10 protein-coding genes are annotated in these 15,276 nt (G+C 70.8%); 8 read left to right on the top strand and 2 right to left on the bottom strand.

The window, feature by feature from the left end:
• Positions 1-10 precede the first annotated feature (10 nt).
• From GTZ93_RS37855 to GTZ93_RS37820, 8 genes are all read left to right on the top strand, one after another.
• Positions 11-2,041: a serine/threonine protein kinase gene (locus tag GTZ93_RS37855; protein ID WP_139918963.1), complete on the top strand. Its 2,031-nt coding sequence runs from the start codon at positions 11-13 to the stop codon at positions 2,039-2,041.
• Between the two features lie 166 nt (positions 2,042-2,207).
• Positions 2,208-2,732 carry a MerR family transcriptional regulator gene (locus GTZ93_RS37850; protein WP_120525521.1) on the top strand — a complete coding sequence of 175 codons (525 nt, stop codon included), beginning with the start codon at positions 2,208-2,210 and terminating at the stop codon, positions 2,730-2,732.
• A gap of 57 nt (positions 2,733-2,789) precedes the next feature.
• Entirely contained in the window at positions 2,790-3,281 is a 492-nt protein-coding gene (locus GTZ93_RS37845; RefSeq protein WP_014397952.1) for a sigma factor-like helix-turn-helix DNA-binding protein, read from the top strand.
• Positions 3,282-3,388: 107 nt separating this feature from the next.
• Positions 3,389-4,933, top strand: coding sequence for a bifunctional phosphoribosylaminoimidazolecarboxamide formyltransferase/IMP cyclohydrolase (purH, locus tag GTZ93_RS37840; protein WP_120578005.1), 1,545 nt, complete (start codon positions 3,389-3,391; stop codon positions 4,931-4,933).
• Between the two features lie 4 nt (positions 4,934-4,937).
• Positions 4,938-7,919, top strand: coding sequence for a zinc-ribbon domain-containing protein (locus GTZ93_RS37835; protein WP_139918964.1), 2,982 nt, complete (start codon positions 4,938-4,940; stop codon positions 7,917-7,919).
• Between the two features lies 1 nt (position 7,920).
• The gene (gene purD, locus GTZ93_RS37830) at positions 7,921-9,180 is read left to right on the top strand and encodes a phosphoribosylamine--glycine ligase (RefSeq protein WP_120578007.1); all 1,260 of its coding nucleotides are present in this window, start codon (positions 7,921-7,923) and stop codon (positions 9,178-9,180) included.
• Positions 9,177-10,289, top strand: a complete 1,113-nt coding sequence (locus tag GTZ93_RS37825) for an LptF/LptG family permease (RefSeq protein ID WP_120578008.1) — start codon at positions 9,177-9,179, stop codon at positions 10,287-10,289. Before purD ends, GTZ93_RS37825 begins: the two co-directional genes overlap by 4 nt.
• Positions 10,286-11,404: an LptF/LptG family permease gene (locus GTZ93_RS37820; protein ID WP_139918965.1), complete on the top strand. Its 1,119-nt coding sequence runs from the start codon at positions 10,286-10,288 to the stop codon at positions 11,402-11,404. Before GTZ93_RS37825 ends, GTZ93_RS37820 begins: the two co-directional genes overlap by 4 nt.
• A gap of 145 nt (positions 11,405-11,549) precedes the next feature.
• Here GTZ93_RS37820 and GTZ93_RS37815 read toward each other — a convergent pair whose 3' ends face one another.
• Positions 11,550-12,725 carry an acetate/propionate family kinase gene (locus GTZ93_RS37815; protein WP_139918966.1) on the bottom strand — a complete coding sequence of 392 codons (1,176 nt, stop codon included), beginning with the start codon at positions 12,723-12,725 and terminating at the stop codon, positions 11,550-11,552.
• Positions 12,722-15,082, bottom strand: coding sequence for a phosphoketolase family protein (locus GTZ93_RS37810; RefSeq protein WP_139918967.1), 2,361 nt, complete (start codon positions 15,080-15,082; stop codon positions 12,722-12,724). Before GTZ93_RS37810 ends, GTZ93_RS37815 begins: the two co-directional genes overlap by 4 nt.
• Positions 15,083-15,276 lie beyond the last annotated feature (194 nt).

Raw genomic sequence — 15,276 nt, 5'->3', positions numbered from 1 at the left:
GGACCCTTCCGTGACGCTCGAGGCAGGCACCCACGTCGGCAAGTACGTCGTGCGCCGCAAGCTCGCCGAAGGGGGCATGGCGGAGATCTTCCTGTGCACCGCACGCGGGCCGGAGGGCTTCGAGAAAGAGGTCGTCATCAAGCGCGTGCGGGCGTTCCTCGCGAGCGACCCGGACTTCGTGCAGATGTTCATCGCGGAGGCGCGGCTGGCCTCGCGGCTCAACCACGCCAACGTGGTGCAGATCTTCGACTTCGACAAGCACGAGGACACCTACTACCTGGCGATGGAGTACGTGCGCGGCTGCTCGCTGTGGGAGCTGCGCAAGCGGAGCAAGGAGGCGATGACGCCGATGCCGCCCGTGCTGGTGGCGCACATCGGCGCGGAGGTCGCGCGCGGCCTGCACTACGCCCACCGCCTGCGGGTGAACGGCGAGCTGTTGAACCTGGTGCACCGGGACGTCACGCCGCACAACGTGCTCGTGTCCTACGACGGCGCGGTGAAGCTCACCGACTTCGGCATCGCGAAGGCGGGCAACAAGCTGACGAACCCCGGCGTGCTCAAGGGCAAGTTCGCGTACATGTCCCCCGAGCAGGCCCGGGGCGAGAGCGTGGACGTGCGCACCGACGTCTTCGCGTTGGGCGTGGTGTTGTGGGAGCTGCTCACCGGCGGGCGCCTGTTCCAGGGAGACTCGGAGATCGCCGTCCTGCGCGCGGTGCAGGAGAGCACCATCGTGCCGCCCGCGCGCCTCAACCCGGACGTGCCGCCGGACCTGGACGCCGTCATCTGCCGCGCGCTGGAGCGAGACCTGTCCAAGCGCTTCCAGACGGCGGGAGAGCTGGAGCGCGCGCTGGCGCAGTGCGTGTTGAACCACGCCCGCTCCGTGGACGACACCGACGTGGGCGCGTTCGTCCGGCCGCTGTTCCCCATCGCGGCGAGCAACCAGGCGCTGCCCGCGCTCCCGGAGCGCACCGCGCTGGAGGATGGCGCGCTGCCCGCCGCCGGAGCGCCGCCCCGCGAACCCACGGCGGTGATGCCGTCGCGCGAGCACGCCTCGGGAGCGAAGCGGGGCGCTTCGCCTGATGAGGACCGCCACGGGACGACGCTGGTGCTGTCGCGAGACGACCAGGCTCCGAACGGCCGTCCTCCGCAGCCCACGCCGCAGATGCCGTTGCAGTCCATGGGAAGGGAAGCGCCGCTCGCCCGGCGCAGCGAATCCCGCGAGGTTCCCGCCGCCCGGGATGCGTCCCCGAGCGACGAGAACTCCATGGCCTGGGCCGGCTCCGCTGATGACGACGCCGGTGCGTCCGCGAGCCGTTCCGTGGACGGAGGCTCGCGGTCATCCACCTCCGCGCGCCGGGCGGAGTCCGCGAGCCGCAAGTCCGACACCGCCTCCGCACGCCGGGTCGCGCTCGCCGCCGACGAACGCTCTAGCGCCGACGACCGTGAGCTCGAGACGGTCTCCGCCACCGAGCCGGGGCCTCCCGTCGCGCCGAACCGCAAGCGCGCCCTGTGGGCTGGAGCCGCCGTGGTGGGGCTCGCGGGTCTGGTAGGCGTCCTCGCCGTGGCCCGCTCGAACACCGGTGCCCGTGACGCGGGGCAGGGGAGGCCGCCCGCGCAGGCCACGGCCCCGGCGGCGACCCCACCGCCGCCCACGACGGCCCCCATCGTGAACCCGCCTCCGGCCACCGAGGCCATCGACTCGGAGCTGGAAGGGCAGCGGCGCGAAGCCACGCTGACTCCGCCTCCGTCCACGGAACCGGCCGCCCCCGCCGCGACGCCCACGGCGGACCCCGCCACGGCGCCTGCCGCCGCAGACACGGCGAAGGCCATGGGCACGCTCCAGGTGCGGGCCAACCCCTACGCCACCGTCTTCCTGGGCACGAAGCGGCTCGGGGACGTGCAGGGCCGCGCGAGCTACAAGGTGCCGGCCGGCACCTACAGCCTGACCTTCGCGCACCCGACCAGCACGAAGACGTTCACCGTCATCGTCCCCGCCAACGGCTCCGTGATTCAGGAGTTCCGCGCGTCTCGCGGACGCTGAACCGAGCTGGGCTGAAGCCCGCCTCCCGTCCCTCCATCCCCTGAAGCCCCTGATAGCCGGCGCGCAGCGTCGGCCGGACGACGTCCGCCCGCACGCCTGCTCGTCTTCCTTGACGAATGACGCGCGAATCTGGCACCTATGGCGTCCATTCAGTAGCCTCTATTCAATGGAATCGATGGACCTGCTCGCGCCCGATGAACTCGAGCGCATCGAGCGCGAAAACGCGGGAGGCTTGCCCGCGAACGCGATCCTGGAAATCTTCCGGCCCCGGGGCGTGAGGCTCTCGGAGGCGACGTTCCGGAAGTACGTCCAGGCCGGTCTGCTCCCCCGCAGCCGCCGTGTGGGCCGCAAGGGGAAGCACCAGGGAAGCCTGGGCCTCTACCCGGTGGAAGCGGTGCGGCGCATCAACGTCATCAAGAAGATGATGGCCGAAGGACACACCCTGGAGGACATCCGTCGCTCCTTCGTGTTCCACCGAAACCACATCGACCAGCTCCAGCGGGACTTGTCGGAAGTGCTGGACGGGTTCCAGGAGGAGCTGGGAGGGCGGCCTCTGGGAGGAGAACGCAGGAGGTCACTCGAAGCCCAGTTGGCAACGCTCAGGCAACGGGCGCAGGATCTGGTCCGGGATGTCGCCCGGTTGGGCAGCGCCGTCACGGCGCGCGAAGACGAAACGCTCCGGCCGCAATAGGATGCCCCCCCGGGTCCTGTTGAACCGGATAGACTCCACGCATCTGGAGGACGAAACATGTCGGAAGTGAAGCAGCTGCAGGAGGGCGAGGGGGGGAATGAGGAGGAGCAGCCCGCGGAACGCCGGCGCTCCAAGACGATGTCGCGCAAGGAGATGGCGCGCGACCTGCGCCGGCGCAGGCTCGCCGGTCAGCTGGACCCGGAAGAGGCGGAGACCCTCAAGCTCGTGGACGAGCAGCGGCCGCGTACCCGCGCGGACTGCATCAACGGCCCGCGCCCGTGCCTCTTCGTGTCCTGCAAGCACAACCTCTACCTGGACGTGAACCCGGAGACGGGCTCCATCAAGCTCAACTTCCCGGACAAGGAAATCACGGAGTTGGAGCACACCTGCGCCCTGGACGTGGCGGAGAAGGGCGGCATCACGCTGGAGGAGGTGGGGGAAATCATGAACCTCACCCGCGAGCGCATCCGTCAGGTGGAGACGCGCGGCCTGATGAAGCTGCGTGAGGCCACGGAGGCCGAGCCTCCCGTGTCCGCCCGCAAGCCTTGAGGGCAGGGCACTGTTTCGCGCCGGGCCTGGGGTGACGTGTTGCGTTGACACCCCAGGGGGTGGTTGCTAGGACCCGCGCCACCCCCCACCCATTGCGAGGCGCACACGTGCTGGCTCTCCTGAGCGTTTCCGACAAGCGCGGTCTGGTCCCCTTCGCCCAGGGCCTGGTGCGGCTGGGCTACCGGCTGCTCTCCACGGGCGGCACCCTGGAGGCCCTGAAGGCCGCCAGCATCCCCGCCACCCAGGTGTCCGAGCACACGAAGAGCCCCGAAATCCTCGGCGGCCGCGTGAAGACGCTCCACCCCCGCATCCATGGCGGCATCCTCGGCCGGCCCGACCTGGACAGCGACAAGGCGGAGATGGCGGCGAACAACATCGAGCCCATCTCGCTGGTGGTGGTGAACCTCTACCCGTTCCGCCAGACGGTGGCGTCCGGCGCGGGCGAGGACGACGTCATCGAGAACATCGACATTGGCGGGCCGGCGATGGTCCGCGCGTCCGCGAAGAACTTCCAGCACGTGGCCATCGTGGTGGACCCGGACGACTACGCGCCGGTGCTCGCGGAGATTGAGGGCCAGAAGTCCGTGGGCCTGGAGACGCGGCGCCGGCTGATGCGCAAGGCGTTCGCGCACACGGCGGCCTACGACGCGTCCATCTCCGGGTGGCTGTCCGGCGAGGCCCAGGAGCCCTTCCCCGAAGAGCTGTCGCTCGCGTTCCGCAAGGTGCAGGGCCTGCGCTACGGGGAGAACCCGCACCAGCGCGGCGCCTTCTACAAGGAATACGCCGCGCCGAAGGAGCCGTCCGTCGCCTTCGCGAAAGTGCTCCAGGGCAAGGAGCTCTCGTACAACAACATCCTGGACCTGGACGCGGCCCTGGGGCTCGTCCTGGAGTTCCCGGAGAAGCCCTGCGCGGTGGTCATCAAGCACAACACCCCGTGCGGCGTGGCGGTGGACGACGCGCTGGAGAAGGCCTACCGCACCGCCCGCGCGGTGGACGAGGTGAGCGCCTTCGGCGGCATCGTCGCCTTCAACCGGGAGGTGGACGAGGCCACGGCGAAGGCCATGGCGGAGACGTTCCTGGAGGCGGTCATCGCGCCGTCGTACTCGGCGGTGGCGCTCCAGGTGCTGGCGGGGAAGAAGAACCTGCGCCTCCTGGAGGCGGGCCCCGCGCTGGCGTCCGCCACGGCGGCGCCCCGGCCCCAGGTGGACGCGCGCAGCGTGTCCGGGGGAATGCTGCTCATGGACCGGGACGCGGTGGAGCCGCCCCTGGAGTGGAAGGTGGTGTCCAAGCGCGCCCCCACGCCGGAGGAGGAGCGGGCCCTTCGCTTCGCCTGGAAGGTGTGCAAGCACGTGAAGAGCAACGCCATCGTCTTCGCGGCCCCGGCGCAGCTGCTGGCCCAGGGCGGCGGGCAGACAAACCGGGTGGACTCCGTGCGCATCGCCATGACGCGGGGTGGCGAGGCCCTCAAGGGGAGCGCCGTGGCCTCGGATGCCTTCTTCCCCTTCAGGGACGGGCTGGACGAGGCGGCCCGGGCAGGGGCGACGGCGGTCATCCAACCGGGCGGGTCTGTCCGGGACGCGGAGGTGATTGCCGCTGCGGACGAACATGGGATGGCCATGGTGGTGACGGGAGTGCGACACTTCCGCCACTAACTTCATGCGCATCGTCTGCCAGAAATGCGCGGCGGCCTACGCGATCGACGATCGGTTGATCACGACCAAGGGCGTCCGCGCGCAGTGTCCCCGCTGCCGTCACCTCCAGCTCGTGAAGCGGGAGGCCTCGGCCGCGTCCGTGACGGCTCCCCCTGAAGGGGCCGTGCCTCCCGCCGCCGGGCCGAATCCGCCCGCGGCCGCACCGGCGCCTCCAGTCGCCCGCGAGCCCCGGAGCAATCCGGCCGCCGCGCCCGTCGCCGCGAAGCCACGGGAAGCACCGAAGGCGGCTCCGAAGTCGGACCTCTTCGGGGACTTCGGCGAGATGCCGGAGCTGGGGCCGCCGGGGAGCGTGGACCCGTTCGCGGACCTGGGGCCGCCCGCGTCGCAGGCCTCCGGGGGCCTTCCCGCGGACCCGTTCGCGAACCTGGGCCCGTCCTCGCCCAGGCCGGCGCCCGCCGCGAAGCCCGGCCCTCCGGTGCCCGACGCGCCCGGGGTGGCGGCTCCCGCGCCGGCAGCGGCGCCATCCACCTCTCCGGAAGACCCGCTGCTCGACTTCCTCGGCCCGGCGCCCGGAGGCCTGGAGCCCGAAGCCCCGCTGGCGCCTACGCCCGGGCGGGCCTCCTCGCCTCCCGCCGGGGCGGTGTCCCTGGGCCGCATGTCCGCCCGCGCGCCCGCGCCTGTGGTCCCGAAGAAGGAGATGCACACGAATTGCCGCTCGTGCGGCAAGGACCTGACGGACCCCTTCGATCAGGCCCTGGGCACCTGCGAGGCCTGCAAGCAGCGGGAGTCCGCGTTCCCCCGGGAGTCCTCCGTGGTGGTGGCGCCCGAGGCGGCGCCGCCTCCGTCCGACGGCGGCGGTCTGGTGGAACTGCCCATGATGAGCGGCCTGGACGGCACCGCGTCCGAGGACGAACCCCGGTTCGAGGGCGCCACGGCGCTGGCGCCGGACTCGCGCGTGAGCTCGGTGAAGCCCGCGCGCACGTCGCACATCACGGCCGCGCCGGTCCGCAGCGCGCAGCGTGACGGACGCGGTGGCGGCAGCCGTGCGGGAGTCTTCGGCCTGTTGGCGCTGGCGGTCCTGGGGGCCGGCGGCGCGGGCTACTACTTCCTCGTGCACAAGCCCCAGCAGGAGCAGCTGGCCCGGGCCGCGCAGCCCCCCGCTCCGGCCGAGGTGCCTTCGGAGGTGCTGGCCGCGGTGGGCCGGTGGAAGCTCCAGTTCCTGGAGCTGGAGGGCACCAGCGCGGAGCACCTGGCCGCCGGCCAGAAGCAGCTCGAGCTGGACCAGCGCATCGCCTACACGGAAGCCGAGGAGTCCTTCCAGCAGGCGCTGCTGCTCGACCCTCGCAGCACGGACGCCATCGCCGGGTACGTGCAGGCGCTGTCGCTCGGGCGCGGTCCGGGCATGGACGACAACTCCTTCCAGGAGGCGCGCGAGCTCATCCAGGCCGCGACGGGCATGGCCGGAGAGACGCCCGCGCTGCTCGTCGCGCACGCGAACCTGCTGCTGGCGCGCTCGCGTCAGTCCGGCAACCTGGAGGAGGCGGCGCGGCTGGCGACGGAGGTGCTGTCCCAGCCGAAGGCCGCTGACGCCTACAAGGCCGAAGCGCACCTGGTGCTGGGCCGCTCGCAGGTGGCCACGTCGCGTGAGCTGGCGAACCAGGAGTTCGACGCCGCGCGGAAGCTGGCGCCGAACCTCCAGCGCGTGGACTACTACAGCGCGCTCGCGCACGAGCAGGCCGGCCAGTACGGGCTGGCGCTCAAGCAGCTGCGCCAGCGGATGGAGCTGGATCCTCAGGACTGGAACAGCCTGGAGGCCACCGCCCGCATCTACGTGGAGGTCGGGGAGACCGCCCGCGCGCGCAAGCTGTACGAGGACCGGCTGAAGGCGAAGGCGGGCGACGTGCGCGCCTCCCTGGCGCTGGCGGTGCTGCGCTACCAGGCGGAGGGCAACGCGCGCGAGGCCGTGCGCGCCCTGAAGGAGCTGACGAAGAACGCGTCCCGCTACGGTCCGCGCGACGCCTCCGAAATCTTCAGCCACCTGGCCGCGGCGGAGCGCACCGCGGGCAATGACACCGCTGCCGCGAGCGCGGCCGCGTCGGCCCTGAAGGTGGTCCCGGCGATGCCGGAGGCCCACCTGCAGTGGTTCCTGGTGGCGCTGGCGCAGAAGGACGCGGCCCTGGCCCGCGAGCACCTGAAGGGCTTCCAGGGCCGGTTGCAGGACGCCGCGCTGGAGAAGGTGCTGGAAGGGCGCGTGCACCTGCTGGAAGGCGACGTGGCTGGAGCCCAGGAGCGCTTCCAGCAGGCGGTGCGGCTGGACGACCGTCGCATGGACGCGAAGCTGCTGGAAGGCGTGGCGGCGGCGAGCGCGAAGAAGCGCGACGAGGTCTTCCGCCTGTTCTACCCGGTGCTGGAGGCGCGCGAGTGGGATCCGCTGCGGCTGGCGCCCCGGCCCGCGCTGTCGCGCTTCTGGCTGCGGCCGGGCGACACGCTGGTGGGCGTGGAGAACGTGGTGAAGTCCCTGAGCGACCGTCCGGAGGACGTGCAGCCCCTGCTCTACGAGGCCCTGGTGCGCTTCCATCAGGGGGACCGTCAGACCGCGGAGCGGCTGCTGCACACCGTGGTGGACGTGAACGAGAACAGCGGCGGTGCGCAGGCGTACCGGGCGCTCATCGCGCTGGACACGAAGGGGCCGCAGGCCCGGAACCTGGCGGAGCGCGCGGTGAGGGTCGAGCGCGGGCTGCCGGTGGCGCGCCTGTCGCTGGGGCTCGCGCAGGCCGCGGACAGGGACGTGGCGGGGGCGATGCGCTCGTTGCAGTCCGCCCTGGACGTCGCGCCGAAGATGCTGTCCGCGCAGACGAAGCTGGCGGAGCTGCTGATGACGTCGAAGCCGCAGGAGGCGCGCGCGGTGCTGGAGAAGGTGGTGGGGTTGGATCCCTCCTACTTCCCGGCGAAGACGCTGCTCTTCAAACTGGACGAGCGAGGTTGACGTGAAGGTCCTGTTGCTGGGGTCGGGCGGCCGCGAGCACGCGCTCGCATGGAAGCTGGCCCAGAGTCCTCGTCTCTCGCGGCTCCTCGTCGGCCCCGGCAACCCGGGCACGGCGCGGTGGGGCACCAACGTGCCGTTGCAGGCGGACTCGCCGGAGGCGGTGGTGTCGCTGGCGCGCCGCGAGCGCGTGGACCTGGTGGTGGTGGGCCCGGAGGCGCCGCTCGTCGCGGGCGTCGCGGACGCGCTGGCGCAGGTGGACATCCCGTGCTTCGGCCCCGTCGCGGCGGCCGCGCGCATCGAGGGCTCCAAGGCCTTCGCCAAGGAGGTGATGGCGGAGGCGGGCGTGCCCACCGCGGCCTTCCGCGTCTTCACGGACGCGGCGGAGGCGGAGGCATACGCCGTGGCGCAGGGCCGCATCGTGGTGAAGGCGGACGGCCTGGCCGCGGGCAAGGGCGTCATCGTCGCGCCGGACGCGAAGGCCGCGCGTGAAGCCGTGCGCGCCGTGGCCCAGATGGGGCAGGCGGGCCAGCGGATGGTGCTGGAGGAGCTGCTGGAGGGCGAGGAGGTGTCGCTCATGGCCCTGTGCGACGGCGAGCGCTACGTGCTCCTGCCGCTGTCGCAGGACCACAAGCGCGTGGGTGAGGGCGACACGGGGCCCAACACCGGCGGCATGGGCGCGTACTGCCCGGCGCCGTTCCTCACTCCGGCGCAGCTGGCCCAGGTGGGCGAGCAGGTCATCGCGCCCACGCTGGCGGTGCTCAAGAAGCGCGGCACGCCGCTGCGCGGGGTGCTGTACGCGGGGCTGATGCTCACGGCGTCCGGCCCGAAGGTGCTGGAGTTCAACGCGCGCTTCGGCGACCCGGAGACGCAGGTCCTGATGATGCAGGTGGACGAGGACCTGCTGCCGCTGATGGAGGCGTGCGCGAAGGGGACGCTGGAGCCCCGGCCGCTGAAGCAGTTCCCGGGCGCGTCGGTGGGCGTGGTGCTGGCGGCGGAGGGCTACCCGGAGGCGCCGAAGAAGGGCCAGCGGATTGAAGGGCTGGACGAGGTGGCGTCGAACGCGCCCGTGTTCCTGGCGGGCGTGGCGAAGCAGGACGGCGCGCTGGTGACGGCGGGTGGCCGGGTGCTGACGGTGTGCGCTCGGGGTGACAGCCTGGCGACGGCGCGAGAGCGGGCCCTGGAGTCGGCGGACGCCGTGCGCTTCGAGGGCAAGCACTTCCGCCGGGACATTGGCGCGCGGGGGCTGCGGGCGCGGTCGTGAAGCTGCTGGCGCGCTACCTGCTCAAGGAGCTGCTCGTCCCCCTGGGTGTGTGGGTGGCGTTCATGTTCCTGCTGCTGTTCGTGATGCAGTTCCTGCGCGGCACGGACGTGCTGTTGGGCTCGGCGGTGACGCTGGTCGACCTGGGCCGGCTCATCGCGTACCTGGCGCCGCACTTCCTGGTGATGGCGCTGCCCATCGCGTTCCTGCTGGCCATCCTGCTGGGCCTGGGGCGGCTGGGAGAGGACCGGGAGCTCACGTCGCTGCAGGCCCTGGGCATCAGCCCGCTCCAGCTGTTGGCGGCGCCGCTGGGCGTGGGTATCGCGCTGAGCGCGTTCATGGTGTTGCTCACGTCCACGGTGGAGCCGTGGGGTCTCACGGGCGTGAAGGACCTGGTGGGCGAGGTCATCCAGAAGAACGTCGCGGGCGACGTGAAGTCTGGCGTCTTCTACGAGGACCTGAGCGACCTGACGCTGTACGCGCAGAAGGTGGCGCCCAAGGGCGGCGGGTGGACGAACGTGCTGTTGCACGACGACCGCGACCCCAGCTCGCCGTTGCTGGTGCTGGCGCACAAGGGCAGCGTGGGCACGTCCGAGCGGGGCGAGGCGCTGCGGATTGAATTGAGGGAAGGCGAGGTGCACCGCGCCAACCGCTCCTCGGTGGACGCGAGCGTCGTCGCGTTCGAGAAGGCGGAGATCAACGTGGGGCTGGGAGGGTCGCTGTCGCGGCGCAACCGGTTCCGCTCGCCGAAGGAGGAGCTGACGCCAGTGGAACTCCTGGCGGCGGCGAAGGACGCGGAGGAGCGGCGCGAGGATGCGCGCCCCTTCCTGATGGCGCTTCACAGCCGGATGGGCAACGCGGTGGCGCCGGTGGCGTTCGCGCTCTTGGGCACGCCGCTGGCGATTGGCCGCAGGCAGGCGGGCCGCGCGTGGGGCTACCTGCTGACGCTGGGCGGCTACGTCCTCTACTACCTCCTGAGCCGCGCCTTCGAGCAGATGGGGCAGAAGGGCCAGATGCCGGTGTTCGTCGCGGGGCAGCTGGCGAACGTGCTCTTCATGGTGGTGGGGGCGTTCGCGCTGTATCGCGTGACGCGTTCGGGGACGGTGCGATGAAGGGCACCCTCTTCCGGTACGTGGTGGGCGCGTACGTGCGCTACACGCTGGGCATCCTGGCGGGCGTGGTGGCGGTGTTCCTGGTGGTGGACTTCGTGGACCGCGCGAAGGCCTACGGCGGCGAGGGCTGGGTGCTGGATGTGCTCAAGCTCTATGGCTACAAGGCGCTGGTGACGGTGCAGCAGTTGGGGCCGGCGGCGCTGCTGCTGGCGGCGGGCACCACGGTGTCGGCGCTGCGCAAGAAGGGCGAAGTGACGGCGCTGCGCTCGCTCACCTTCGGACCGGCGGCGCTGTACCTGCCGGTGGGCGTGTGCGCGCTGGTGGCGTGCGTGGGGCTGGTGGCGTTCGACGAGACGGTGGCCGCGAGGGCAGGCCGGCGCGTGGATGAAATCACCACGCAGCGCTTCAACCGCTGGGGCGACTGGCGGATGTATTACACGCCGAAGCAGTGGTTCCGGCGGGGTGACGCCATCTTCTTCCTGCGAGGCGGCAATCCGCAGGAGGGCTTCGAGAACGTCTCCATCTTCACGCTGACGCCGGAGTTCAAGCTGCGCCGCCGAGTGGACGCGGGGCGGATGCGCCCGGTGGAGGGCACGCGCTGGGAGTTGACGGACGTGGTGGAGCGCACGTTCACGGAGGACGGGCGCACGTCCGTGACGCAGCAGCCCACCGCGGAGTACGAGCTGGGCGTGGGCGCGACGACGTTCCGCATCCGGCCGGGCCGTCCGGAGCAGATGCGCCTGGGTGAGTTGGGCGAACAGATTGTCGCGCGAGCGGAGGTGGGGCTCGCGACGAAGGCCTTCCAGCTCGCGTGGCACAACCGCTTCGCGTATCCGCTGGCGGGGCTGCCCGCGGCGCTGCTCGCGGTGGGCCTGGCGCTGCGGACGAACCGGCGCGGACACCTGACGGCGGCGGTGGTGGAGGGGCTGCTCATCGCCGTGGCGATGTGGGGCCTGATGGTGGTGTCCCGCACGCTGGTGCTCACCGAGCGTCTGGCGCCCGCCGTGGCGGCCTGGATGCCCACGACACTGCTGACCATCGTCGCGGCGGCCCTGTGGCTGCGCCGCGAAGGCCTGTTGACCTTCCCGCGCCGAAGCGTGACGCGGCAGGCCTGAGCCCGGGGGGCACCCGCTCGGGCCCGGCCCGGTCAAAACCTGTCCGACAGTCGGACAGGTTTCCGCGAACTGGCTGCCGCGGGTCCAGCGGGGGTCTCACTTCCTCGCAGTGTGAGCGGGATTCGGGCCCGGAGGGCAGGGGGCTTCAACCGCGGAGGAGTCGGCGCGTGTGCCGGGCGAGCTGAACCTCCTCATCGCTTGGCAGCACGCGCACCGGACACGATGACGCATCGGCCGTGAGGACCTCCGCGCCCGCTTCGTTCCGCCGCGCGTCCAACTGGATACCCAGGTGGCCCAGCTTCGCGCATACGTCCTCGCGGACCCGTGCGCTGTTCTCCCCGATGCCGCCCGTGAACACGAGCAGGTCCAGGCCGCCGAGCACCGTCGCGTAGGCCCCCACCGTCTTCGCGATGCTTCGCGTGAAGACGTCCACCGCCAGCGCAGCCGCCGCGTTGCCCGCCGCCGCGTCACGTGTGAGGGCCTGCATGTCGCTGGTCCCCTCCGACAATCCCCGGAGCCCGGCGTCGTGGTTCACCAGTGTCTCCAGCGCATCCGCGTCCAGTCGGCCTGTGCGCATCAGAAACAGCAGCACGCCCGGATCCAGGTCGCCGGTGCGCGTTCCACTGGGGATGCCGCCGGTGGGCGTGAAGCCCATGGAGGTATCCACGGAGCGTCCGCGCTCCAGCGCCACGAGGCTCGCGCCGTTGCCCAGGTGGGCCACCACGGCGCGCGCGGGCACCCGGGGCTCGAGCCTCGCCACGATGGACTCATACGACAGGCCGTGGAAGCCGTACCGCTGCACGCCCTGGTCCCTCACGGAGCGGGGCAGGGGGAACGTCGAGGCGACCTCCGGCAGCGTGGCGTGGAAGGCCGTGTCGAAGCAGACGAACTGCGGCACGCCCGGGTACTGTCGCTGCGTGGCCCGGATGAGCCGCAGCGCCGGAGGGATGTGCAGCGGCGCGAAGTGCGTCGCCTCCTCCAGCGCCTTCATCACCTCCGGCGTCAGGGCCTGGTGCTCGCGCAGGTGGGGACCTCCATGCACCACGCGATGCCCGATGGCCCGGGGCCTCTCTCCACCCAGTTCCTCCAGGTGCCGCACGGCCTCGTGGAATGCGTCCTCCTGTGACGGATGCCGCACGTCCACGGCGCGCACCTGCTTCCCCGCGCCGTCCTTCACGACCAGTCGGCCCTGCTCCGCACCGATGTGGGTCGCGCTGCCCTTGAACCGCACCGCCTCCTGGCCTCCCTGCTCGACGTAGAGGCCGAACTTCAACGACGACGAGCCGCTGTTGATGACCAGCACCGAGCCCGAATCACTCATCGTGCGCTCCACTTCCAGTCGGCCACCTCGGGCATGTCCTCACCGTGCTCCGACACGTAGAGCTTGTGGCGCTGGCGCACCTCGGAGAAGCGCTGCTCCGCGTCGTCCAGTCGGTGCCGCGCGGCCTTCGAGTGCCGGATGGCATCCAGCGCCAGGGTGAAGCGGTCCATGTCATTGAGCACCGTCATGTCGAACGGCGTCGTCGTGGTGCCCTCTTCCTTGTACCCGTGCACGTGGATGTTGCCGTGGTTGGCCCGGTTGTACGTGAGCTTGTGCACGAGCGTGGGGTAGCCGTGGAACGCGAACACCACGGGCTTGTCCGTGGTGAACAGGCGGTTGAAGTCCTCCTCGTTGAGCCCGTGCGGATGGATGTGCACGGGCGCGAGCGTGAAGACATCCACCACGTTGACCACGCGCACCTTGAGCTCCGGAGCCCACTCGCGCAGCAGCGTCACCGCGGCCAGCGTCTCCATGGTAGGCACGTCGCCCGCGCAGGCCATCACCACGTCCGGGTCGCCGTTGTCATTGCCGGCCCAGTCCCACGCGCCAATGCCCGCCGAGCAGTGGCGCACCGCGCTCTCCATGTCCAACCACACCGGCGAGAGCTGCTTCCCCGCGATGATGAGGTTCACGTAGTTCTTCGAGCGCAGGCAGTGGTCCGCCACCGACAAGAGCGTGTTCGCGTCCGGCGGCAGGTAGATGCGCACCGTGTCCGCCTTCTTGTTGGCCACGTGGTCGATGAAGCCCGGGTCCTGATGGGAGAACCCGTTGTGGTCCTGCCGCCACACGTGCGAGCTGAGCAGGTAGTTCAGCGACGCGATGGGCTTGCGCCACGGCAGCTCCCTGGCGCTCTTTATCCACTTGGCGTGCTGGTTGAACATCGAATCGATGATGTGGATGAACGCCTCGTAGCAGGAGAAGAAGCCGTGGCGTCCGGTGAGCAGGTAGCCCTCCAGCCAGCCCTGGCAGAGGTGCTCGCTCAGGACCTCCATCACGCGGCCGTCGACGGAGAGGTGCTCGTCCGTGGGCTCCTGCTTCGCGTCCCAGCTCTTGCCGCTGACGGCGTACACGTCCTGGAGCCGGTTGGACGCGTTCTCGTCCGGGGCGAACATGCGGAAGTTCTTCGTCGCCAGGTTGTGGCGCATCACGTCCCGCAGGTAGCCACCGAGCGCCTTGGTGGCGCTGACCTGCTTGGAGCCGGGCACGCCCGGGTCGACCGCGTAGTCGCGGAAGCCCGGCAGTACGAGAGGCACCAGCAACTGGCCGCCGTTCGAGTGCACGTTCACGCCCATGCGCAGCCGGCCCTTGGGAGCGATGTCCGCCAGCTCCTCGCGGAAGGTGCCATTCGCGTCGAACAGCTCGCGGGGGCGGTAGCTGTGGAGCCACGCTTCCAGGAGCTTCAGGTGCTCGGGGTTGTCGCGCACCTCCTCCAGCGGGACCTGGTGGGCGCGCCAGGTGCCCTCCACGGGCTTGCCGTCCACGACCTTCGGGCCGGTCCACCCCTTGGGGGTGCGCAGCACGAGCATGGGCCAGCGCGGGCGGGTGGGGTCGTTCTTCTCTCGGGCGTGACGCTGGATGCGCGTGATTTCGGCGTAGAGGGTGTCCAGCACCTGCGCCATCCGCTGGTGCATGTCCTTGGGGTCGTCGCCCTCCAGGACGTAGGGCGTGTAGCCGTAGCCCTTGAAGAGGGACTCCAACTCGTCGGCGTCGATGCGGGCGAGCACCGTGGGGTTGGCGATCTTGTACCCATTGAGGTGCAGGATGGGCAGCACCGCGCCGTCGGTGATGGGGTTGATGAACTTGTTGGAGTGCCAGCTCGCGGCGAGCGCGCCCGTCTCCGCCTCGCCGTCGCCGACGACGCACGGGACGATGAGGTCCGGGTTGTCCAGCACGGCGCCGTACGCGTGGAGCAGTGAGTAGCCCAGCTCGCCGCCTTCGCTGATGGAGCCGGGGACCTCCGGCGCGTCGTGGCTGGGGACGCCGTAGGGCCAGGAGAACTGGCGGAACAGGCGCTTCATCCCGTCGCGGTTGCGCTCGATGTTGGGATACAGCTCCGTGTAGGAGCCTTCGAGGAACGTGTTGGCGATGATGCCCGGCGCACCGTGGCCGGGGCCAATGAGATACATCATGTTGGCCCGGTGGTTCCGGATGATGCGGTTCAGGTGCACGTAGATGAAGTTGAGGCCGGGCGTGGTGCCGAAGTGCCCGAGCAGCCGGGGCTTGATGTCCTCGCGGGTGAGGGGCCGCTCCAGCAGCGGGTTGTCCTTGAGGTAGATCTGCCCGACGGACAGGTAGTTCGCCGCGCGCCAGTAGGCGTCAATCTTTCCAATCTCCTCGTCACTCAGCGGACCCGCCATCTTTCATCTCCCGAGCTGAAGGCCGTGCATTCCCCGGGCGGATGGGACTCCAGCTGGCCCACGCCATGCAATGTCTGTGATGGTAAAATTCGGGCGCGTCGGTTTCCCGACAGCACAGTGGCCTTCGGGCGACCGTCGTGTTGACCGCAAGCCCTGGCACCGCCGGGCCACATTGGCAGCCATGGGCACGCGTC

Source organism: Corallococcus exiguus (assembly GCF_009909105.1).
In the GTDB taxonomy this organism is placed as follows: Bacteria; Myxococcota; Myxococcia; order Myxococcales; family Myxococcaceae; genus Corallococcus; species Corallococcus exiguus.
This window is presented reverse-complemented; position numbering and strand designations above follow the sequence as displayed.

Excerpts from the sequence above, each read along its gene's own strand:
- GTZ93_RS37815 (WP_139918966.1), bottom strand. The coding sequence starts at position 12,725 with ATGAGTGATTCGGGCTCGGTGCTGGTCATCAACAGCGGCTCGTCGTCG.
- GTZ93_RS37810 (WP_139918967.1), bottom strand. The coding sequence starts at position 15,082 with ATGGCGGGTCCGCTGAGTGACGAGGAGATTGGAAAGATTGACGCCTAC.
- GTZ93_RS37850 (WP_120525521.1), top strand. The coding sequence starts at position 2,208 with ATGGAATCGATGGACCTGCTCGCGCCCGATGAACTCGAGCGCATCGAG.
- GTZ93_RS37820 (WP_139918965.1), top strand. The coding sequence starts at position 10,286 with ATGAAGGGCACCCTCTTCCGGTACGTGGTGGGCGCGTACGTGCGCTAC.
- GTZ93_RS37845 (WP_014397952.1), top strand. The coding sequence starts at position 2,790 with ATGTCGGAAGTGAAGCAGCTGCAGGAGGGCGAGGGGGGGAATGAGGAG.
- GTZ93_RS37835 (WP_139918964.1), top strand. The coding sequence starts at position 4,938 with ATGCGCATCGTCTGCCAGAAATGCGCGGCGGCCTACGCGATCGACGAT.